Annotated in this window: 15 protein-coding genes and 1 tRNA gene; 13 read left to right on the forward strand and 3 right to left on the reverse strand. The window is 40.1% G+C overall.

The features are described from left to right. Positions 1 to 77, forward strand: a tRNA-Asp gene (locus Q4574_RS03760). Between the two features lie 157 nt (positions 78 to 234). Here Q4574_RS03760 and Q4574_RS03765 read toward each other — a convergent pair. After that, on the reverse strand, positions 235 to 1077 hold the full coding sequence (locus Q4574_RS03765; RefSeq protein ID WP_303471696.1) for a D-hexose-6-phosphate mutarotase: 843 nt from the start codon (positions 1075 to 1077) through the stop codon (positions 235 to 237). A gap of 145 nt (positions 1078 to 1222) precedes the next feature. Continuing rightward, the gene (gap, locus tag Q4574_RS03770; RefSeq protein ID WP_303471697.1) at positions 1223 to 2218 is read right to left on the reverse strand and encodes a type I glyceraldehyde-3-phosphate dehydrogenase; all 996 of its coding nucleotides are present in this window, start codon (positions 2216 to 2218) and stop codon (positions 1223 to 1225) included. Between the two features lie 447 nt (positions 2219 to 2665). Here gap and malQ point away from each other — a divergent pair, with 447 nt between their 5' ends. The 10 genes from malQ (at position 2666) to Q4574_RS03820 (ending at position 17893) form a co-directional block, all read left to right on the forward strand. Next, on the forward strand, positions 2666 to 4858 hold the full coding sequence (malQ, locus tag Q4574_RS03775; RefSeq protein WP_303471699.1) for a 4-alpha-glucanotransferase: 2193 nt from the start codon (positions 2666 to 2668) through the stop codon (positions 4856 to 4858). Positions 4859 to 4933: 75 nt separating this feature from the next. Continuing rightward, entirely contained in the window at positions 4934 to 7117 is a 2184-nt protein-coding gene (gene glgB / locus Q4574_RS03780) for a 1,4-alpha-glucan branching protein GlgB (protein WP_303471702.1), read from the forward strand. Between the two features lie 4 nt (positions 7118 to 7121). Next, complete coding sequence (glgX, locus tag Q4574_RS03785) at positions 7122 to 9206, forward strand: glycogen debranching protein GlgX (RefSeq protein WP_303471705.1); 2085 nt, start codon at positions 7122 to 7124, stop codon at positions 9204 to 9206. Positions 9207 to 9236: 30 nt separating this feature from the next. Next, positions 9237 to 9623 (forward strand): peptide-methionine (R)-S-oxide reductase MsrB, encoded by a 387-nt coding sequence (gene msrB / locus Q4574_RS03790; RefSeq protein ID WP_303471708.1) that lies wholly within the window; start codon positions 9237 to 9239, stop codon positions 9621 to 9623. Positions 9624 to 9877: 254 nt separating this feature from the next. Then, positions 9878 to 11323, forward strand: a complete 1446-nt coding sequence (locus Q4574_RS03795; RefSeq protein ID WP_303471710.1) for a glyceraldehyde-3-phosphate dehydrogenase — start codon at positions 9878 to 9880, stop codon at positions 11321 to 11323. 204 nt (positions 11324 to 11527) lie between these two features. Continuing rightward, a complete protein-coding gene (locus Q4574_RS03800; protein ID WP_303471712.1) occupies positions 11528 to 12655 on the forward strand; it encodes a M14-type cytosolic carboxypeptidase in 1128 nt (375 codons plus the stop codon). A 66-nt stretch (positions 12656 to 12721) separates the two neighbouring features. Further along, entirely contained in the window at positions 12722 to 14395 is a 1674-nt protein-coding gene (locus Q4574_RS03805; RefSeq protein ID WP_303471714.1) for a sodium:alanine symporter family protein, read from the forward strand. An 84-nt stretch (positions 14396 to 14479) separates the two neighbouring features. Further along, a complete protein-coding gene (locus Q4574_RS03810) occupies positions 14480 to 14806 on the forward strand; it encodes a hypothetical protein (protein ID WP_303471717.1) in 327 nt (108 codons plus the stop codon). Continuing rightward, positions 14806 to 15087 carry a YeaC family protein gene (locus tag Q4574_RS03815; protein ID WP_303471720.1) on the forward strand — a complete coding sequence of 94 codons (282 nt, stop codon included), beginning with the start codon at positions 14806 to 14808 and terminating at the stop codon, positions 15085 to 15087. The genes Q4574_RS03810 and Q4574_RS03815 overlap by 1 nt, the downstream gene beginning before the upstream one ends. Next, on the forward strand, positions 15077 to 17893 hold the full coding sequence (locus tag Q4574_RS03820; protein WP_303471722.1) for a DUF349 domain-containing protein: 2817 nt from the start codon (positions 15077 to 15079) through the stop codon (positions 17891 to 17893). Before Q4574_RS03815 ends, Q4574_RS03820 begins: the two co-directional genes overlap by 11 nt. Positions 17894 to 17918: 25 nt before the next feature. Here the strand turns inward: Q4574_RS03820 and ansA are convergent, their stop codons facing one another. Continuing rightward, complete coding sequence (ansA, locus tag Q4574_RS03825; protein WP_303471724.1) at positions 17919 to 18932, reverse strand: asparaginase; 1014 nt, start codon at positions 18930 to 18932, stop codon at positions 17919 to 17921. A 211-nt stretch (positions 18933 to 19143) separates the two neighbouring features. On the opposite strand from ansA, the gene Q4574_RS03830 reads away from it, so the two are divergent. Together Q4574_RS03830 and Q4574_RS03835 are read left to right on the forward strand one after the other, a co-directional pair. Then, entirely contained in the window at positions 19144 to 20454 is a 1311-nt protein-coding gene (locus Q4574_RS03830; RefSeq protein WP_303472317.1) for a M24 family metallopeptidase, read from the forward strand. A gap of 121 nt (positions 20455 to 20575) precedes the next feature. Next, a complete protein-coding gene (locus Q4574_RS03835; protein WP_303471726.1) occupies positions 20576 to 22423 on the forward strand; it encodes a DUF885 family protein in 1848 nt (615 codons plus the stop codon). Positions 22424 to 22538 lie beyond the last annotated feature (115 nt).

A 22538-nucleotide genomic window follows, 5' to 3' on the forward strand; every position in this document is an offset into this window, starting at 1 on the left:
GGAGTGGTAGTTCAGTTGGTTAGAATACCGGCCTGTCACGCCGGGGGTCGCGGGTTCGAGTCCCGTCCACTCCGCCATTTAAAACGAAAGTCATTTCCTATGAGTCTTTACCCAAGTGTGTTGTTACGGCTCTGTATTTCCCAACTTGATTCATTTTTTAAGACCCTTTCTAAATAGTTTTTATGATTGTTACCTCTAACCTTTCCCAATACATTGTTTGCTAACAGCAGATAATTAAATTATCTGCTGTTTAACGATTACCTCTTCCTTGCTTTTGACTATCTTTCCTTGAGTGATCGCTGTTTCAACACAAATCATGCTTTCAAAACTATCTTCGTGCATATCTTTCATTCTTAGACAGTTGTCTCTCCATGGGTTCCAAACAACGATGCTGTCATGTCCTGTAGAGCGTACGCTAATATTACGACCATTGTTAATCTCAACTAGCACCGCTGGATGCAAGTGTACACGATCGGTTTCTTGTTGAATTTTATACGTCTCAGGGGGTTCAAATTCTTCGTAACCTTTGGTTTTATCTAAATATGGCCCCGTCAAACCCACCAAGGAAACTTGATCAATATCATCGATACGAAAGTAACTATGCAAAGCACAGCCAAGATTCATATCCTGAGGGTCTAAATTGCGCGTGATCAACTCCACGACTAATGTTTTACCCACAGTAACCCTTAGCTTTAATGTGCTCTTATATGCCCAACCTGGTCCTTGCGTGCTTTTGGGGCTTAATACCAATTGGGTGCCCTGATTACTTTCCTGTGCTGAATCTAGGGACCAGGTTTGGGTTCGAACAAAACCGTGTGAGGGGAGGTCATCGCGATCTTGCTTATGTCCATCGCCAAACCATGGCCAACAAATGGGAATACCACCTCGTATTGCCGTTTTATTATCAAATATTGCTGCATCACTCACCCAAAGCCTGTCAATGTTATCTGTTTTTGGGATGAAACTTAAAATATGCCCACCGAATAAAGAAATTGTAGCTTTCGCAAAATCATTGTTAATTTCTAATATATCGTTCTCACCTCGTTTCGCAGTGGAGATACTAGATGGTGTGTTCATATTCAGATACCTATTTAAAAGTGGGTTAATTAAGAAGTCTGGAGTAGCTAATATATGATCGAAAAATCATAATTACTAAACTTGATTGGAATAACATAAAAAAAGCGACCCTAAGGTCGCTTTATGTGAACAATTGCAAGTGTATTTATTGACTAACGTGAGCGACTAAATCCAGAACTTTGTTGGAATAGCCAATTTCGTTATCATACCAAGACACAACTTTTACAAAGGTGTCTGTTAAGGCAATACCTGCTTTGGCATCAAATATAGATGTTCTCACATCGCCAATAAAGTCTTGGGATACCACTGCATCTTCGGTATAACCTAAAATGCCAGCCAATTCGCCTTCTGACGCTTCCTTCATTGCAGCACATATTGCTTCATAAGTAGCAGGTTTTTCTAAATTAACAGTCAAATCAACGACAGACACGTCTGCTACAGGCACTCTAAATGCCATACCGGTTAATTTGCCATTTAATTCAGGAATTACTTTTCCTACTGCTTTTGCTGCACCTGTTGAAGATGGGATGATATTTTGGCTTGCCCCTCGGCCGCCTCGCCAATCTTTATGGGAAGGTCCATCTACGGTTTTTTGTGTCGCAGTCGTTGCATGCACTGTCGTCATTAATCCGTCAACGATACCAAACTTATCATTCAGTACTTTAGCCAGTGGCGCTAAGCAGTTGGTGGTACAAGACGCGTTAGAAACGATGTCTTGACCAGCATAAGATTCGTGGTTAACACCCATAACAAACATAGGCGTAGCATCTTTAGATGGGGCAGAAAACACCACCTTTTTTGCGCCTGCTTGAATATGTTTACGGCCAGTTTCATCAGTAAGAAATAAGCCTGTACATTCAACGACCACATCAACATTCACCTCATCCCACTTCAAATCAGCAGGATCACGCTCTGAGGTAACACGTACTGTATTGCCATTTACGACTAAGTGACCGTCAACGACTTCAACCGTACCTTTAAATTTTCCATGAGTAGAATCATATTGAAGCATGTAAGCCATATAATCCGGATCTAAAAGATCATTGATTGCTACAACTTCAATATCAGAGCGTTCGCACGCAGCTCTAAATACAAATCGTCCAATGCGGCCAAAGCCATTAATTCCAATTTTGATTGCCATGAAGGTTCCTCAATTTTACATTTGGTTGTAAGATAATTACAAAAATTATGGATCATTATTGCCTATAAGGCAAAAAAAACCCGAATATTTGTTGTTTTATTACGATATATTCACTGCAAACGTATTCAATAACGATTTATTAACATTCTGAAGGATAATGTAGCTACCATCATAGCAAAGTTTGCGGTTAAAATTACTACCAACTTGGTTGTCAGTTTTATTTTTGTTGTGAAACGCGACGCCATTTATTAGCCTAAAAAGGTCAATCAAAAAGATTTGTGACCCTATGAGGGTAAGTCTTTCAATTCCTTAGGTAGGTTGTAGGTAACTACTCAACAACATAATTATAGGTAAATTTACCACCTGTCAGGTAAAATTTCAGTTTCATATGAGACGAGTTTTTCTAAAAACTCGTTAAAGTACTATATTAATAGGACATAAAGCGACATGACTTCTCCTCTTATCGATAAGCTTGTAGATATAAAAGGTGTAGAAACGAACTACATTGATGCTTGGGGCAACCCCGAAATTATTAGCGAACAAAGTAAATGCAAATTATTAGGCGCGATGGGCTACCAAGTTGACAATGAAGAATTGTTAATTAATCAGGTAGAAAAGGAGTTTCAACAGGTTTGGATGTCGCCACTTAATCCAGTACAGGTAAATCGAGAAAGTGATGAATTATTTATTACAGTTAGGCTCCCCATCGAGTTAGTCAATGACGATTTTGTTATCAACATTGAGTGTGAAAATAACAATTTTTTAGAACAGAAGTTTGTTCCTATTGATGGTGATTTAATTAATGCGACCATTATTGAAGATATCGAATTTCAAGAATACCTGATCAAAATTAATCACACTTTACCTCTTGGTTATCATCAACTTAGGTTGTTGGCAGATGATGGTGATCAAATTGCATCCATGCGAATGATAATGGCACCAACGTCATGTTATCATCCCCAGTCCATTTTAGATGGCAATAAAGTGTGGGGGTTAAGCGTCCAACTTTATTGTCTGCGAAGTCGGAATAATTGGGGAATCGGCGATTTTTCTGATTTGGCTCAGCTGGTTGAATCTGCAGCCAAAAATGGCGCTCAATTTATTGGTTTAAACCCCATTCATGCCCTTTATCCTGCTAATCCAGAGGCTTGTAGCCCTTATGGACCATCTTCCAGACGATGGCTTAATTTTATTTATTTAGATGTTACTGCGATTGACGGTTACCACACTCATGACGTTCAATCATTGGTGAATGATGTGGAATTCCAACGTAGTTTAGATAACGCGCGTAATGTCGAATACGTGGATTATGAGGTGGTTACTCGCTTAAAGTTACAGGCACTTGATCGGGTTTTCGCCTATCAAAATTCGAAATTCTTAAGTAAAAATACTAAGCAAAATAAAGCATTCAAAACCTTTGTCACCCAAGGGGGCGAGAGTTTGCAAATGCTAGCAACCTATGATGCTTTACAAGAGCATTTAGCCAGTGAAGGGAAACCCTCTTGGGGCTGGCCGGTTTTTCCTAAGGAATACGCAGATTTTCAATCTCCTGCGGTGTCCAAGTTTGTTAAAAAGCATAAAAATAGAATTAAATTTTATTTGTTTCTACAATGGCAGGCTGCTTTGCAACTAGAAGCTGCGAATCAGGTCGCGAAAGAAAATAATATGTCCATCGGGATTTATCGTGATTTAGCAGTAGGAGTGAGTGAAGGTAGTGCAGAAATTTGGGGAAATAAAGATTTATATTGCACCCAAGCAAGTGTGGGAGCTCCGCCTGACGTACTGGGTCCCTTAGGTCAAAACTGGGGCTTACCGCCCATGGATCCAGAAAAACTGTATGAACAGCAATATCAGCCAATTATCGATTTGTTTGACTCAAATATGAAGTCTGCCGGTGCTTTACGTATTGATCATGTGATGGCGTTACTGCGTTTATGGTGGGTTGCCAAAGGTGACGATGCTAAAGAAGGTGGCTACGTTTATTATCCTGTTGATGATCTTTTAGGTATTTTAGCCCTTGAAAGCCAACGCCATAGAAGTTTGGTAATCGGTGAAGATTTAGGCACAGTGCCTGAAGAAATTCGAGTTAAGTTGGCGGAAAACGGTGTCTATTCATATAGGGTGTTCTTTTTTGAGCAAGCCAAAGACGGCGGTTTTTATTCACCTTCCGATTACCCAATTCAATCGATGTCAACCTTAACCACCCATGATATGCCAACCCTATCTGGATATTGGCATTGCTACGATTTAGAACTGGGCAAAGAGCTAGGATTGTATCCGACTGAGGAGATTTTGTCGGGATTGTATGCCAGTAGACATAATAACAAGCAGCAAATTCTAGATAGTCTACATGGGCATCATGCGATTCCAGAGTGGATAGATCGCAAGGTAGATAATCTTGGTATGAGCAAAGAGCTAAACTATGACATGCAAATTCATATGGCTACCGGGTCTAGTGCTTTACTCAGCCTACAACTTGAAGACTGGTTACAAATGAATAAACCTGTCAACATACCAGGAACCTTTAAAGAATACCCAAATTGGAAGCGCAAATTAAACCAAGATTTAGAACATATATTCTCTGATCCGGAAATGACGCTTTTGGCGAAAAAATTAACTGAGGCAAGAGACAACGCATAGTAATTCTGTAATTATACTTTACTTAAACGGTTAAGGTTCTATATTTGAACTGACGTTAACCCAAAAGGCGAATCAATGTTGATAGAAGAAGAATTAAAGCAAGCGAATTGTACGGAACCATTTGAGTTTTTAGGTAAGAAAACCATTGAAGATTTAACCCAATTTAATGTGTGGTTACCGGGAGCAAAAAATGTCAGCGTGTTTGATTTAGATTCTGGAAAAAACATTGGTAAGCTTAAAAGGAAAAACAAAACAGATTTGTTTTGTGGGCAATTTAAACAGGTTAAAGATAACCTAGTTTATGCTTTGAAAGTTGAAACCAAAGAGACCACTTACGACCTTATCGACCCTTACCAATTTCAAGAACAAGCGTTTCATGCCGTGCATTACGTTGATCACGCTCCAGAAAATGTCTATCAACAATTAGGTGCACAGCTTGTTTCTTTAGAGGTTGGATTAGACGAAAAAATAGAAGGCACACGGTTCGCCGTTTTCGCCCCTAATGCTAAGGCTGTTTCAGTCATCGGTGACTTTAATTATTGGAATGGTAGTTGTCATCCAATGCAGAAAACGTCCATGGGATACTGGGTTTTAATTATTCCCGGCTTAACTGCTGGGCAAAGATATAAATATCAAATTAAAGACTCCCAAGGCAACCAACTACCTCATAAAGCCGATCCTGTCGGCTTCAGTGCAGAACAGTATCCATCCCATGCGTCTATTATATTCAATCAAAATGATTATCAATGGAGCGATGCTGATTGGTTGGAAAAATCGAAGGCAGATAAATATTCGCAGCCAATGAGTATCTACGAAGTGCATCTTGGGTCATGGAAACGACCATCTGATCCAACTAAAACCTATTTAACCTATCGAGAATTGGTCGATGATCTCATTCCTTATGTAAAGGACATGGGATATACCCATCTTGAAGTTTTACCCATTTCTGAATTTCCTTTCGACGGCTCATGGGGCTATCAGCCTGTCGGTCTGTTTTCACCCACAAGTCGTTTTGGCGATCCAGACGACTTTAAGTTTTTTGTTGATCAATGCCACCAAAATGACATTGGTATCATCATCGATTGGGTGCCAGCTCATTTTCCTGAAGACGGTCATGGATTGGCGCGTTTCGATGGTACCCATGTTTATGAATATGAAGATCCTCGAAAGGGCTGGCATCCTGATTGGAACTCTTGTATTTATGATTTTGGTAAAGATACGGTGCGACAGTTTTTGGTGGCAAACGCGTTGTTCTGGATAGAGCACTTCCACGTAGATGGTTTGCGTGTTGATGCCGTTGCATCCATGTTGTATCTCGATTATTCACGCAAAGATGGGGAGTGGATCCCGAATGTTGATGGTGGCAATGAAAACTATGAGGCCATTAGCTTTTTACAATGGATGAACAAGGCAGTCTATGAGAAATTTCCTCGCGCCATGACTATTGCAGAAGAATCCACTTCGTTTCCTAAAGTCTCTAAACCTGTATTTGAAGGTGGTTTAGGTTTTGGCTTCAAGTGGAATATGGGGTGGATGCACGATTCGTTACATTACATTAGTAAAGACCCATCCTATCGCCGTTATCATCACGGTGAAATTACCTTCAGTATGGTTTATTCCTTTAGTGAAAGTTTTGTCTTACCCATCTCCCATGATGAGGTCGTTCATGGCAAAGGTGCTCTACTAAGAAAGATGCCCGGCGATGAATGGCAACAAGCGGCTAATCTTCGTTGTTATGCAGGGTTTATGTATGCTCACCCAGGTAAAAAATTAAACTTTATGGGGAATGAAATTGGCCAAAGTGCCGAATGGAATCACGATGGGTCGTTGCAGTGGAATTTATTGGATTTCGAAAAACACCAAGGTATTCAATCTTTGTATCGAGATTTAAACCATATTTATCGCAATTATCCCGCGTTATACGAAAGTGATCATGAGCCCGGTTGCTTTGCATGGATTGATCATGGCAATGCTGAACAGTCCATACTTTCCTTAATGAGAACCTCTAAGGATGGAAAGCAAACAGTGATTGCCGTGAGTAATTTTACTCCGGTACCAAGGAGTGAATTTAGGATTGGTGTTCCTGCACAAGGTGAATATCATTTAATCATGAATTCCGATGATAAAAAGTACTGGGGAAGCGATTATAAGGTACTTAAAAAAGTACAATCTGAAGCAGTAAAATGGAATAATCAACCTTATTCCATTCTCGTCAATATGCCTCCTTTGGCGACATTGATGTTACAAATAACAGAGTAAAGATTTGGCTAATTCACTAAAACACGATTTTTCAGTAACGGAAGGTAAGTGCCTTCCTTTGGGCGCAACGTTAACAAAAGACGGCTGTAATTTCGCCGTACACAGTCCAAATGCCCAGCAAGTTTTACTCTGTTTGTTTAAATCAGATACTGAAGAACCATTTGAGTATATTGAATTAAAAGCAAAAACCGGTGAAGTTTGGCATGGGCACGTTGAGGGTATTAGAGCGGGGCAGTTATATGGATACCGTACCCAAGGCGAAAATAAACCCTGTAATGGTAATGCTTTTCATCCAGAAAAATTATTAATTGACCCTTATGCTAAGAAGCTAAACCGTGCACTGCATTGGAATCGTAAAAAGTACCAAGGTGATAGTGCATTGATGATGCCCAAGTGCGTTGTGGTGGAAAATAACAATCCTCCTTTAACAGACGACCACAATAGACCTCATACACCATTAAGTGACACCATTGTTTACGAGGCCCACGTAAAAGGTTTAACCCAACTTCATCCTGATGTACCTAAGAATATCAGAGGAACTTACCTAGGTGCGTGTCATCCAGCGATTATCCAACACTTAAAAGATCTCGGTGTTTCAGCCGTACAATTCTTGCCTGTAATGGCATTCATGCCAGAGCCATACATAACTGAGAAAGGCCTTACGAATTATTGGGGTTATAACCCAATTAATTATTTCTGCCCCGAAATGCGCTATGCCATTGACGATCCCATTGCTGAATTTAAAACCCTAGTAGAAAAGTATCATGAGGCTGGTTTAGAGGTCATATTGGATGTGGTCTTCAATCACACAGCGGAAGGGGGGCACGATGGTCAAATCTTATCTTTTAAAGGCTTTGACAATAGCAATTTTTATCTCTTTGAAAAAGATCAGCATGGCCTCAGGGATTTTGAGCAATATGTTAATAATTCAGGATGCGGTAATAGTGTAAACACGGCTTCCCCATATGTCATGAAAATGGTGATGGATGCACTACGTTATTGGGTGAGCTTTATGGGGGTGGATGGTTTTCGATTTGATTTGGCAGCCGGTTTAGGTCGTGATCCTTATGAGTTTTCTAGTTCTTCTGGTTTTTTAACTACCCTTAGACAAGATCCAATTTTATCAGGGGTTAAATTAATCGCGGAGCCTTGGGATATTGGTTATGGTGGCTATCAGTTGGGGCAATTTCCTGCTAATTGGCAAGAAGTAAACGACAAGTATCGGGATACGGTTAAAGGTTTTTGGCGTGGAGACGTAGGTTTAACCGGCGACTTTGCCACACGATTATTAGGATCTAGAGATATATTCCCAAAAGGGCGACGTTCTATACAGTCATCGGTGAATAATGTGACTTACCATGATGGTTTTACCTTGCATGATTTAGTGTGTTATTCGAGTCGTCATAATGAAGCAAATTTAGAAGATAATAGAGATGGCCATGGCCATAATCTTTCAGCCAACTACGGTGTTGAAGGCCCGACAAAAGATGAAAATATTAATATTTTGCGGGAGAAGCAGAAACGGAATTTGTTTGCGACCTTAATTCTCTCACAAGGTATTCCACATATATTGGGTGGAGATGAATTGAGTCGAACGCAGTTAGGAAATAACAATGCGTACTGCCAGGACAACGAAGTTAATTGGTCAAAGTGGACATTAAATGAATCGCAACAAGATTTCTTAGAGTTTTGTAAGCAGGTTATTGCGTTACGTAAAAGCAGTGTTATTTTAACCGATTTATCCCTAAAAGATGATGATTATAATCTTCATCACAACGTTGATGAAGTGAATTGGTATCGACCAGACGGTGAAAATAAATTGGACTCAGATTGGCAAGATCCCCATAAACAATCTTTCGCTGTTGAGTTAAAAGGCTGCCCTAAACATACTGATGAACATTTGTTAATGATTTTTAATACATACGATCACGATGTACGCTTCCACCTACCCGAACTTAAATCGGGTTATTGGTCGTTAGAATTAGATACCCGTTATAAAAAAATATCGTTACAACCCAAAACCAAAATAGCTAACGTGTTCCTGCAAGCCTATCGAAGTGTTACTGTATTTAAACGGACCTACGATTAAACCTAAATGAAGTCAACTTGGGAGAGGGTAATGAAATTAACTGATGAACAATGGCGAGAAAAGTTAACCGATGAAGAGTACAGAGTTTGCCGACAGAAAGGGACAGAACGACCTTTTACCGGTGAGTTACTGCATAATAAAGAAACGGGAAACTACACTTGCACATGTTGTGGCAGTATTCTTTTCTCATCCGAAGACAAATTTGACTCTGGTTGTGGATGGCCTTCATTTTCTGCACACACAAAACATGATAATGTCGCGTTTCATGAAGATAACTCCTTGGGTATGCAGCGAATTGAAATAGTTTGCAAAAATTGTGATGCCCACCTTGGCCATGTTTTCCCTGATGGTCCAGCACCGACAGGCCAACGTTATTGCGTTAATTCTATTTCTGTTAGGTTTTCCCCACAAAATTAGCCTTAAACAGGCCTTTATATAAAATAGTTTAAAATATTTTTTGTAATATACTTACAGAAAATCCTATCAAAATTAGCGCAATAATGATTGTTCTCCCTAATAAGCCAATTTTATGGGGTAAAATTACATTCAATATCAGTGTTCATTACTATTTTGTCTAAAAGATGAAACTTTATACCAGTTTGGTGATATGGATAACTGCCTTTAGAATAGCCGCGTTTTTTGATGCTATTAACAAATTAGGGTAGTAAAGAATGAATCAGCAGTTTGAACAGGAACTCATGGGCAGTTGGCAGGAGCGTCAAGAATACGCTGAATTGATGCAGCCAGTACTGGGTAAATTATATCGTGATTGTGCTGTTGAAATCTCAATTTTTGGCAGACCTATGTTAGGGGCCAGCGCAATTGATATTATCAAATCACATCGCAAAGTTAGACGCCATACTGGTGACAAACTTAGACTAAGAGAAAGTTGGCCAATTCTAGAAGAAATGAGCAAACTTCAATTAGCACCAGCTCACATTGATTTAGGTAAGTTAGCTTACGCTTATCACCATGATGACAAATTCAAAAATATGGACATCAAAACCTATCTTGCTGAACAACTTGCGACTATTGCTGGTAAGCAAGATAATCATCCCGTGCAAGATGTGGTGCTTTACGGTTTTGGTCGTATCGGCAGACTCCTGGCCCGTTTACTTATCGAACGCCAAGGTAAAAACAATAAATTACGTCTTAAAGCAATTGTTGTTAGAGGCGGAAAAGACGGTGACCTAGAAAAACGTGCAAGTTTGTTGCGTAGAGATTCTGTCCATGGTCCATTTAGTGGCAGTATTACTGTTGATCATGAGCGTAACGCGATAAAAGCTAACGGCTCATTTATTCAAGTTATATACGCAGACTCCCCAGACAGCGTTGATTACACCCAATATGGTATTGAAGATGCGATTGTCATTGATAACACGGGGATATGGCGTGACCGCGATGGTTTAGGGCTGCACCTAAAAGCCAAGGGGACTAAAAAAGCCATATTGACCGCACCAGGTAAAGGCGACGTTAAAAATATTGTTTACGGTGTGAATCACAACGATATCACCAGTGATGATACTATTCTTTCCGCTGCGAGTTGCACAACCAATGCGATTACACCTGTTCTTAAGGCCCTCGATGAGCAGTTTGGTATTGAAAATGGACATGTTGAAACGGTTCACTCATTTACCAACGACCAAAACCTTATCGATAACTTTCACAAAGCAGAACGTCGCGGCCGCAGTGCAGCATTGAATATGGTGATTACTGAAACCGGCGCAGCAAAAGCGGTTTCAAAAGCCTATCCCCAATTAGAAGGTAAATTAACTGGTAATGCGATACGGGTGCCAACCCCCAATGTATCCTTAGCCATTTTGAATTTAAACTTAAATAAGTCATCTGACAAAGAAGAAATGAATAACTTCCTGCGAGACTTATCTTTGTTTTCATCCTTGCAACACCAGGTTGACTTTACTTCTTCCATTGAAATTGTATCTACTGATTTAGTTGGTTCTCGTGCTGCTTCTGTGGTGGACTCTCAAGCAACAATTGTTGCTGGTAACCGAGCAACCTTGTATGTATGGTATGACAATGAATTTGGTTATAGCTGTCAGGTAATGCGAGTTGTACAAGCTATGGCTGGTCTCGTTTATCCCACCATTCCTGCTTAAAAAATAAACCAATGGATTCGCCGCTTTTAGTACTTAAAAGCGGCAAACTATGTTTCCCCATTCCATTTCTACTATTACCTGCTTTTACTAAGTTATATTTATAAGCTAATTTAATTTTTTTATTTAAATTAGTGACTCATGCTGACCCATTTTTTATGAGATTATGGTAGATTGAACTCGGTTAAAATATCAGTGAGTCTGAATGTGAAAATAAGCAGCAATTTTGATTCTGGCAATATTGTCGTAATCAATGCAGAAAACCCCAAACAAATCGAATTACAAATACGCAATGACAACCAGTCTGATTTTTATCAATGGTTTCATTTCAAACTAGATTCCACACCTTTCGTAGAGCATAAAATTAATATTGGTGACTTGGCCAACTCAGCATACCCAGAAGGGTGGGAGGGCTATCGAGCTGTTGCCTCGTACGATCGACAAGAATGGTTTAGAGTGGATAGTGTTTTTGACGGTGATAATCTCAGCATTTCCTTTACGCCTGAACATAATCACACGTATTTTGCTTATTTCGCGCCCTACGGTTACGAAAGGCATTTAGATTTATTGGCAAGTGCGCAAGTTAACGACCATTGTCAACTGCACCATTTAGGTGAAACCTTGGATGGTCGTGATATGTCAGTGCTAGAAATCGGGCAACCTGAAACGGATAAACCGGTAATTTGGATAACCGCACGGCAACATCCCGGTGAATCCATGGCTGAATGGTTAGTCGAAGGGTTATTAATCCGCCTTTTTGATGCAGATGACGGTGTGGCCAGAAGTTTGCTTGATAAAGCCGTGTTTTATGTTGTTCCTAATATGAATCCTGATGGTTCAGTTCGAGGTCACTTACGCACTAACGCGGTTGGTACGAATCTAAATAGAGAGTGGCAATCGCCAAGTATGGATAAAAGCCCTGAAGTATTTTTAGTTATGCAAAAAATGCAAGAAACAGGGGTAGATTTGTTTTTAGATATTCATGGGGATGAGTCTTTGCCCTATAACTTTGTCGCGGGTTCAGAGGGCAACCCTGGTTATAATGAACGTATTGAAAGATTAGAGAATGCGTTTAAGTCTGCTTTGTTAACCGTGACGCCCGAATTCCAAGACGAATTTGGATACGATAAGGATGCGCCAGGTAAGGCGAATATGACAGTGGCAACTAATGCTGTAGGCCAATTGTACGATTGTTTAGCCTACACCCTGGAAATGCCATTTAAAGACAACGCGCTATTGCCCGACGATGATTATGGCTGGTCTCCTCAAAGGTGTAAACAGCTAGGTGAAGATTTATTAGTCGCAGTCAACGCGGTATTAAAAGATTTACGTTAGATAAAAGAAAAACACAATTAGAAACTTGTATTAAACACCATATAACAATAAAAAAAGGGGAATCGTTTGGAAGTTTTTCATGATTTTTTAAAGCTATTAGATAGCTATTTAGGGGGCAATGCCCTGTTTCCATTTATCTTACTGGGAACAGGTTTGTTTTTTACGATTTTTCTAGGGTTTCCACAGATTCGTTACTTTAAACACGCGTGGAAAGTGGTTACTGGCAAGTTTGATAGCGATGATTCCCCTGGTGATACTAGCCATTTTCGGGCATTAACTACGGCGTTGTCAGGTACAGTGGGTACCGGAAATATCAGTGGTGTGGCCTTTGCCATTTTTCTTGGTGGGCCTGCAGCGCTGTTTTGGATGTGGGCTACTGCATTTTTTGGTATGACCACAAAGTTTGTTGAGGTCACCTTGTCTCACAAATACCGCGAGAAGACCGAAGATGGAACTATGGCCGGTGGCCCCATGTACTACATGGATAAACGTTTAAATATGAAGTGGCTAGCAGTGGCATTTGCCATTGCAACGGTCATCAGTTCTTTTGGTACAGGAAACTTACCTCAAAGTAATGGTATTGCAACTAGTATTGAAGAAACTTTTGGCTTTGAACCTTGGATTGTCGGTAGTGTTTTAGGTATTTTGCTTGCCTTAGTCATTTTAGGTGGGATACAGCGTATTGCTGCAGTGACATCTAAAATTGTTCCTTTTATGGCCTTAGTTTATTTAATTGGTGCCTTAGCCGTTATATTTGCCAATTTAGAAAATATCGGTCCTTCATTTACCTCAATATTTGCAGACTTATTTACCGGTTCAGCGGCAACAGGAGGCTTCCTTGGCGCTTCAATTGCGTACGCCTTTAATCGTGGTGTGAATCGAGGTTTGTTCTCCAATGAAGCGGGGCAAGGTTCTGCTCCCATTGCCCATGCTGCAGCTAAGACCAAAGAACCTGTTTCTGAAGGTATGGTTTCCATCCTAGAGCCTTTCATCGATACTATTGTCATTTGTACGTTAACCGGTTTAGTGATTCTCTCTTCCGGAGTTTGGAAAGATAAACATATCAATGAATTTGAACGCTCCAGTCTTGAAATAGTTGCCGGTACTTATTCTGAAGATGATCAACAGGATCGTGAAAACCTTTATCATTATTTAAACCATATCGGTAATTCAAATGTGGAAAAATACACTGGTGATATTCAGGTTGTGTCAGGTAAAGCCGTGAGTAGCGGATTTACTATCATCCATGCCCGATCATTAGCTGAAGATGTGGTCTTTACTGTTGGTGGTAATGAAGATTTATTCACCGGATCCGTTAAAGTTGTAGATGGCGGCATCGTAAAAGACAATTTAATTTTAACCGGTAAATCCTTAGTCCACTCTGCCCGTTTAACGACGATAGCCTTTACCAAAGGATTTTTTGGTGACTTTGGTCAGTATATCGTTTCCATCGGTTTACTATTGTTTGCTTTCTCAACGGCAATTGCTTGGTCTTATTATGGTGATAGGGCAATGACCTATCTATTAGGTTCACGTTCGGTTATGCCTTATCGAGTCGTCTATGTTGCAGGTTTTGTCTGGGCTTCATTTTCTGACACAGAATTGGTCTGGACCTTAGCAAGTGTTGCTATTGTGGTTATGACCTTACCAAACTTGTTCGGCATTTTGATGCTAAGCAAAGAAATGAAAAGCTCAGTAAAAGATTATTGGGAAAGATTTAATAAGGAAAATAAATCTTAATCCAGTACAATATTCTTAATAATTAATTTGTGTAGCGTTGACGCTAGGAAACTAGCGTCAACGTTTTGTATTTGGAGTTTGAATATGGCACTAATAGAATGTCCAGCATGTAATAAGAAAATTTCTGACAAAGCGGATTCGTGTTCTCATTGTGGTTTTGCTGTTGGGGATGCTTCTGCAGAAGATCTCCTGCGTAAAAAGAACCTCAACAAATTTAAAAAACAACACAGTATTCAAAATCAGTCGATGTTAGCCATGCTGATGTTTGTGGCTGGCTTTGGTTTTATGTATTGGGGTGGGGCACAGCCAGGCGATCTTCAGCATTCCATTGCAATAGCGGTCTCAGTGACAGGGTTTGTTTGGTATGTGGTCAATCGAATTCGATTAATTTTTATAAAGCGAGCTAATTAGTGAGTATCGATGCATTAGTGTCTTCAATGACAAAAGAAACCTATGAAAAGTTGTTGCAAGCAGTAGAAACAGGTAAGTGGCTTGACGGTTTGCCCTTGACAGAAAGTCAACGAGAGAGCAGCATGCAAGCGGTTATGATGTATCAAGCGAAAGTTTTAAAACTTGATCAACATATGACCTTAAATGCTGATGGCCAAATTAATCATAAAAGCCGTCAACAACTTAAAGAGCAGTTCGCTCCACAAAACAGCATAGCACGGTTTAAGCAGGATGATTTTTAAACACTTTTTTCGACCCAAGTATCAAGATCCTAACCCGCAAGTTAGAATTCAAGCGATTGCGAATTTAATTCCAGAAGAATCACAACACAAATCTCAATTGCATGAACTAGCATTCAATGACGAAGATCCTAACGTTAGTCTTGCGGCTTTGACTCGCCTGAACAGTTTTGCACTGTGGTGTAAAATGGCAGACACCGCTAAATCAGAGCGGGTTAAAAAACGTGCTCAGACAATGGTTGAAAATGCCTTATTTGATCAAGGTGATTTGGTCATAACAGATCAAGAAAGAAAACGATTTATTGCCGAATGTAAAAGCAATTCACTGTTAGAAAAATTACTGCAATTACCCTCAGTCAAAAATGATGAATCTGGTTTGTTGTTGACAGTGTTAAACAAGCTAAATAAGCCCCATGTAACCAAACAGCAATTTATCAATAGTAATAATGAGAAAGTGCAGTTGAGTTTATTAGCTTATATAGAGGACGAATCGACCTTGAGCAAAGGGTTAAAAAGAACCTCGTTCTCTGTCGTTGAAGAGGCTATTCGTCTCAAGCTTAAACAAATTGAAGAAGCTAAACTCAAACCAATAGAAATTGAGAAAGATGCGAAGTTAGTGTTGTCTCAATTGTTGGCATTAAAAGATAAGTCTGACTTTGTGCAAATCAAACAGCAAAATGAAGCGTTAGTTAAGTCATTTTTGTCACTTCAACCAGAATTCACTTACCTTAAAGACGAAACTGAAAAGCAATTAAACGCTAGATTTGACGAAATAAAACAAAAAATTTCTCATTTAATTCAACAGTTAGCGCCACAGTTTGAAGCAGCTGAGCGAGCTAATGGGCTTAATAAAGGGCTTAATGAAATCCAACAGAAAGTTAATTCAATATTAGCTGAAGTGAATTTAGAACTTGCACAAGATGTTGAAAAGGTAACCTTAGGCGCCGTTGAATCCTATGAACACGCGCTGCAAGATTGCCAACAACAATTGGCGGGTATATTGCCTGAGTTAACTGACCTCCATTCATTGAAAGAAGTGTGGGATGATATTTCAGCGCAGATTATTCAATGTCGTTCGACTTTAGAGCGGTTACCTGAATTTAAAAAAGCGGTAACCTTAGGTAAAGAATTTATTGAAAAGTTTAAGCGTTTGGAATCGCCTACGGACATTAGTCAGATCAATGCCGCTAAAGAATATTTAGCCGAACAAACTGCTTACTGGCAAGATTTATCTTCCCCCTATGGCTCAGGTTGGCCAAAAGAACTTAATACTCAGTGGCAAGCGTGCCGTAAAGAATTTAACGCAGGTTTAAATAAGCTAATTGCTGGCGTAAAACAAAATGAGAATCGCTGTAAAGCTAAGTTGCGCGCTATAGACAGTTTAATTTCTCAAGGTAAATATAATGCTGCTATGGGCTTGTACTCAAAGGTAATAACTTGGTATGAGCAATTACCTGAGCGAAATCAACAACATATTAGTCGCCAACTAGAATCAATCAAAGAGCAAATTGAAAACCTTAAAGACTGGCAACATTATATAGCTCAACCGCGTAAACCGGCAGTGTTGAAAGAAGCTGAAACCATTGCATTGCATCCTTTGGAAATTGATCAACAGGTTGCCAAGGTGAAACGTTTGCGAAGCGCTTGGAATAGCCTTGGAAATACCGGTGCCGAAGCGGATACTCTTCTTAATAAAGCCTTCGACATGGCGATTGAAAAAGCATTTGAACCCTGCCGTTTGCACTTTGCGGAAATGGAAGCTCAACGCAAAGAAAATGAACAGCTAAAGTTAGGTTTAATTGAACAATCAAAATTACTGCAAACATCAGATAAACCTATTAGTGACATTGCTGACGAGGTTATGCAGATTCAACAGCGTTGGAGACAGGTTGGTAAAGTAGATTACAAGATTTTAGACGCCATTAATCAGGCTTATGCAAATGCACTTAAGCCCCTAAAAGAGCGGGTTCAGAAATTTCATCATGAAAATGCAGAAGCGAAGCAGCTACTCATTAACAAGGCGCAGCTTTTACTTGAAAATGAAGAAATCAATGATGCTGTAGAGCAAGCAAAAAAGCTACAGCTTCAGTGGAAGGAAATCGGCAACGCTGGTCGAAAACAAGATTCATTATTGTGGAAAGAATTTAGAAGTATCAATGATAGTTTATTTGCTAAACGTAATGATCTTCAAGCGAATACTAAACTCGTTCAGCAAAAACAAACTGAAGAAGCAGAGCGTAAACTAGACGATATACTAGGGCTGGCGAACACAGTTAACAGCTTAGGGGAAATTGAGCACGCGTCTGAGCAATTGCAGCAGTTTGCTGCTACTTTTGATATTGGTAACGGAAATAAGGTTTCAAAATCCATTCATCATAAGATCGCTAAAATTGAAAAACTGTTGCTCAGCAAAAAAGATTCACTACATAACGACAAAAAACGGAAAGTGTTAGTGGAGTTGTTTGAGTTGCTGGCAGGTTCGAACACCGAAGGTGAGACGAATGAGTTGCTTGAGCATCTTCCCCAGGCATGGAAACAAGCCTATCTTAACCAAAAAAACAGCGATTTCAATCGTAATGAAATAGCCGTATTATTAGAGATACTCGATTCTCAAGACAGCCCCCAAGAGGATTCGCAGTTACGCAAAAATCTGCAATTACAAATGATGACTGACAAATTGCAACATGGTGAGCAGATTGATAAAGACAATTTGCTAATACAGTTTATTCAGCATGGAAAATTATCATCTGATGCCCCAGACAAAGAGCGTCGGTTGATTGAACGTGTGAAGTCTCACTTTATCCAATAATTACACTATCAAAACGCGCGTTGAATTAACTTAATTCACCGCGCAGATTGGTTATTAATTGATGCTTAATCTCGTCCACTGAAAGATCTTTACTTAATAAATAATGTAACTTGGCTAAGGCAGCTTCTGGCGTCATGTCGTTGCCAGATACCACGCCGACTTCACGCAGCACATGGCCATTAGCATATCCACTCATATTCACTTTACCACTAACACATTGAGTGCAGTTGAGCACAATTATATCGTTCTGTTGGGCTGCTTTTAGTTGCGCCAGTAAGGCTTTATTTTGCGGCGCGTTACCAACGCCATAACTCAGTAGTACCAATGCTTTGACTGGCTGTTGTATGGTGTTTCTGATCACTTCGGCACTGATCCCTGGATATAAGGTAACCACGCCTATAGGTTGCGCATTGACCGGGCTGACTCTCATGATTTTTTGAGTTGGTTGACTGATTTTTCCGGCAATGAGTTCGATATCAATTCCGGCTCTAAGCAATTCAGGATAATTGGGCGAGCCAAAAGCCGCAAAGCCATCAGCGTCTACTTTACGACTACGATTTCCTCGAAAAAGGCGATTGTTGAAATACAGTGATACTTCGGAAATCGGGTAATTTGCAGCGATGTACAGCGCATTCAACAGGTTTACCTGTCCATCTGAACGTAATTCGGCAAGGGGGATTTGTGAGCCCGTCACTATTACCGGTTTACCTAGGTCTTCCAACATAAACGATAAGGCAGATGCGGTATATGCCATGGTATCGGTTCCATGCAAGATAATGAATCCATCATAGTCAGCGTAGTTAGCGCTAATATCATCAGCGATATTTTGCCAATCCGTAGGGCTCATGTCGGAAGAATCAATCAAGCTTTGATACTCATGAATCTTAAACTCTGGCATTTCGGGGCGGTGAAATTCAGGCATATTGTTCAAGGTTTCAGTTAAAAAGCCTGAGACTGGAATATAACCCTGATTAGAAGGCCGCATACCTATGGTCCCTCCGGTATAGGCCACATAAATACGTTTTTTAGTCTGAGTCATCGTTTTTGTTGTCTATTCATTTAATCGCGTCATTCTAACCCAAAAAATTTTTAAATTGATGATATATTCTTGAAATTGGTTTGAATAATCTCAAAAATAATTTAAACGGACTCGTCGCCATTAATCACTAATTGAAGGGACGGGTTGATGGAACTGCTTGTTGGAAAATAAAGGATCAATTTTGGTAAATATAAAAACAATCGCGCCATTACTGCTAATCCTCGCTAGTACACTGTTTGCAGGCTACTCCCAGGCTGAAGTGCTGAGTATGCGGGAGCGCGCTACAGTAATAGATGACATTCTCAAAGATCGCTTGGAAAACATCCTTCCTCAGTTAATGGAGCGGGAAGGAATTGACATGTGGATCCTGATATCCAGGGAATACAACGAAGACCCTGTGTTAAAAACCATGTTGCCAGCGACTTGGTTGTCAGCTCGTCGCAGAACGATATTAGTATTGTTTAACCCCGGGAAAGGGCAACCCATTGAACGTCTTGCGGTGAGTCGTTATGACGTTGATAGTATGTTTAGAAAGGGCTGGAATAAAGAACAACAACCGAATCAATGGCAACGACTCGTTGAGCTAATACAGCAAAAAAATCCACAAAAAATTGCCATCAATAAATCTGATCATTTTGCCTTAGCCGATGGGGTCACTGCGACTGAATACCAAGAGTTAATGGATGCACTACCTAGTGAGTTGTCGAGCAAGGTGGTTTCATCACAAAATTTAGCAATTGCATGGTTAGAAACCCGCAGTCCTAAAGAAATGCAAATATATCCAGAGTTAATTAAAATCGGTCATAGTTTAATCGCCGAAGCCTTTTCTAATCAGGTCATTACACCGGGTAAAACCACTACTGAGGATGTGGTTTGGTGGTTGCGAGAAAAAAGCAGAGAACTAAAATTAATAAATTGGTTTCATCCCTCAGTATCCATTCAGCGTTCAAGCTCTGTAAAATTTGACCACCTAAAAGCGTTTACCGGCACTAATGTTGAACAAGTAATTCAACCTGGAGACCTTTTACATGTGGATTTTGGTTTGGTCTACCTGAGGTTAAATTCTGATCAACAACAACACGCCTATGTACTTAAACCAGGGGAAACAGATGCGCCTAGCTACTTAAAAGAAGCCTTTGCAAAGGCCAATCAATTACAGGATATATTCACCCAGAACTTCAAAGTGGGTAGAACGGGTAATCAAGTTCTTAAAATGTCGCGTCAGCAGGCTATTGCACAAGGCATTAAACCTTCCATTTATACTCACCCTATTGGCTATCACGGACATGCAGCTGGTACCACATTAGGTATGTGGGATTCCCAAGGTGGTGTGCCTGTTACTGGTGATTACCCATTGCATTACAACACCGCTTATTCCATTGAACTGAATGCGGCTAGCTTTATTCCAGAATGGAAAAAAGAGATTCGCATTATGTTAGAGGAGAACGCGTTTTTTGACAAAGCAGGGGTACGTTATTTAGATGGGAGGCAGACAAGGCTTCACCTTATTCAGTCCCAGTAAATTAAGGGAAGTCGAATAAGCATAAAAAATGTTACAGAGTTTGTTTTAACAAGCTAGATGCAAAGTGCTTTGTTATGCTTAACCTTCAATAATAAAAATATGCACTTACACAGGAAAATATATGAAATTCACAGTTAGTAATTTAGCCGTTAAACAGGCTCTGATTGCAATGTCTGTATCTATTGCTTTAGTCGGTTGTGCCGCAAACAATAATGTAAGCAAGACTACTAGTCCAGTTGCTGCGCCACAAGCATCACAGTTAACCGAGTCACAAAAAATTCAAACCTTAGCTGAAAATTATTTTGATGAGAGCATGGCGCTTAACCCGGTCTACTCGACTTTTATGGGAGAAACCAAATATAACGATCAATTTAATGAACCTCTTAGCGATAAAGTTCTAGCTAAACATTTGGCGTTGGATAAAAAATATTTAGCAGCAGTTAATCAAATTGATCCTAGTAAATTGAGAGGTCAAGATTTGCTCAGTTATGAGATTTTGAAACGTGATCTTGAAGTGGATATTCGCGGCTATGAATTACCTGAACACCTGATGCCCATTAGTCAGTTCGGTGGCGTCCATAGTTATTTTGCCATGTTAGGCTCAGGTAGCAGCGCGCAGCCTTTTAATAATGCACAAGATTATCGTAACTTTATGAAACGTTCTGAGGGTTTTGCTGCTTATATGGACAGCGTGATCACCACCATGCAGGAAGGTATCAAAGCAGGGGTAGTGCACCCTAAGCCTATTATTAGAAAGCTTGTTCCCCAATTGAAAGCCCATGTAGTTGATGATGTGAGCAAGAGTGTATTTTACGGTCCTGTTGCCGCATTAGATGATAATGAAAATATTTCCGAAGAAGAGAAAGCCACACTAAAAAGTGAGTATATTGCCGTTATTGAGCAGATTATTATCCCTGCCTATGACAAGGTTGCAACATTTGTGGAAGGTGAGTATCTAGAAAATGGACGAGATAGCGTAGGCTTATCGGCCCTTCCTAATGGCAAAAAGTGGTATGAATACCGTATCGAAACCAACACCACTTTGCCCCTAACTGCTCAAGAAATACATGAGTTTGGTAAACAAGAAGTGGCCCGTATTTTATCAGAAATGGTTAAGGTTAAAGAAACGGTTGGTTTTGAAGGCGATTTACCTGCATTTTTTGAGTTTTTACGCACAGATGACCAATTCTATTTCGACTCTAAACAAGGGATCATTGATGGCTACACAGAAGTAAAAGAAAAAATTAATCAAAAATTGCCATTATTGTTTGAAGTCTTTCCAAAAGCCGATTATGTGGTGAAACCGGTTGAAGCTTACCGAGAAGCCTCAGAAGCCGGAGCTAGTTACATGCCTCCTTCTCCGGATGGCTCCAGACCAGGGATTTTTTATATTAATACGCGAGATCTTAAAGGTCAGCCAAAATTTTCATTGGAAACTTTGAGTATTCATGAAGCTGCCCCGGGGCATCACTTCCAAATTGCCATTCAGCAAGAAGTGGAAGGCTTGCCTAAATTCCGTAAATTTGGCGGTTATACTGTGTTTGCAGAAGGGTGGGCATTATATGCCGAAAGCTTAGGAAAAGAGTTAGGTCTGTTTACTGACCCATACATGTGGTACGGCCGCTTAAGTGATGAACAACTTCGTGCGATGCGTTTAGTTGTAGATACCGGCTTGCATGCGTTTGGCTGGACACGTGAGCAAGCAATTGACTTTATGCTAGAGAATTCATCCATGGCTAAAAGCGATGTGGTGGCAGAAGTTGAGCGTTATATTTCTATCGGTGGGCAAGCCCTTGCGTATAAAATTGGTCAGCGACATATCCGTATGTTGCGCAATAAAGCTTCTGCTGCCCTTGGTGACAAGTTTGACGTACGAAAATTTCATACCCAAGTGTTGATTGATGGCGCGTTACCTATGCCAATTCTAGAAGCTAAAATTGATCGTTGGATTGAGAGCCAAAAAAGTTAATCAAACTCACTACAGGCACAGTAAACAAGGTTTATTTAGCAAACTGCGTTTTTAAGCCCATCGATGATGGGGTAGTATCATAGACGAGACTTTGGTCTCGTCTTTTTGTTGTAAT

It is taken from the genome of Aliiglaciecola sp. 3_MG-2023 (assembly GCF_030548205.1).
Lineage (GTDB): Bacteria > Pseudomonadota > Gammaproteobacteria > Enterobacterales > Alteromonadaceae > Aliiglaciecola.

Bases quoted from the DNA above. Each gene is read 5' to 3' on its own strand.
- Q4574_RS03765 (WP_303471696.1), bottom strand. From the start codon at position 1,077: ATGAACACACCATCTAGTATCTCCACTGCGAAACGAGGTGAGAACGAT.
- gap (WP_303471697.1), bottom strand. From the start codon at position 2,218: ATGGCAATCAAAATTGGAATTAATGGCTTTGGCCGCATTGGACGATTT.
- malQ (WP_303471699.1), top strand. From the start codon at position 2,666: ATGACTTCTCCTCTTATCGATAAGCTTGTAGATATAAAAGGTGTAGAA.
- glgB (WP_303471702.1), top strand. From the start codon at position 4,934: ATGTTGATAGAAGAAGAATTAAAGCAAGCGAATTGTACGGAACCATTT.
- msrB (WP_303471708.1), top strand. From the start codon at position 9,237: ATGAAATTAACTGATGAACAATGGCGAGAAAAGTTAACCGATGAAGAG.
- Q4574_RS03795 (WP_303471710.1), top strand. From the start codon at position 9,878: ATGAATCAGCAGTTTGAACAGGAACTCATGGGCAGTTGGCAGGAGCGT.
- Q4574_RS03810 (WP_303471717.1), top strand. From the start codon at position 14,480: ATGGCACTAATAGAATGTCCAGCATGTAATAAGAAAATTTCTGACAAA.
- Q4574_RS03820 (WP_303471722.1), top strand. From the start codon at position 15,077: ATGATTTTTAAACACTTTTTTCGACCCAAGTATCAAGATCCTAACCCG.
- ansA (WP_303471724.1), bottom strand. From the start codon at position 18,932: ATGACTCAGACTAAAAAACGTATTTATGTGGCCTATACCGGAGGGACC.
- Q4574_RS03835 (WP_303471726.1), top strand. From the start codon at position 20,576: ATGAAATTCACAGTTAGTAATTTAGCCGTTAAACAGGCTCTGATTGCA.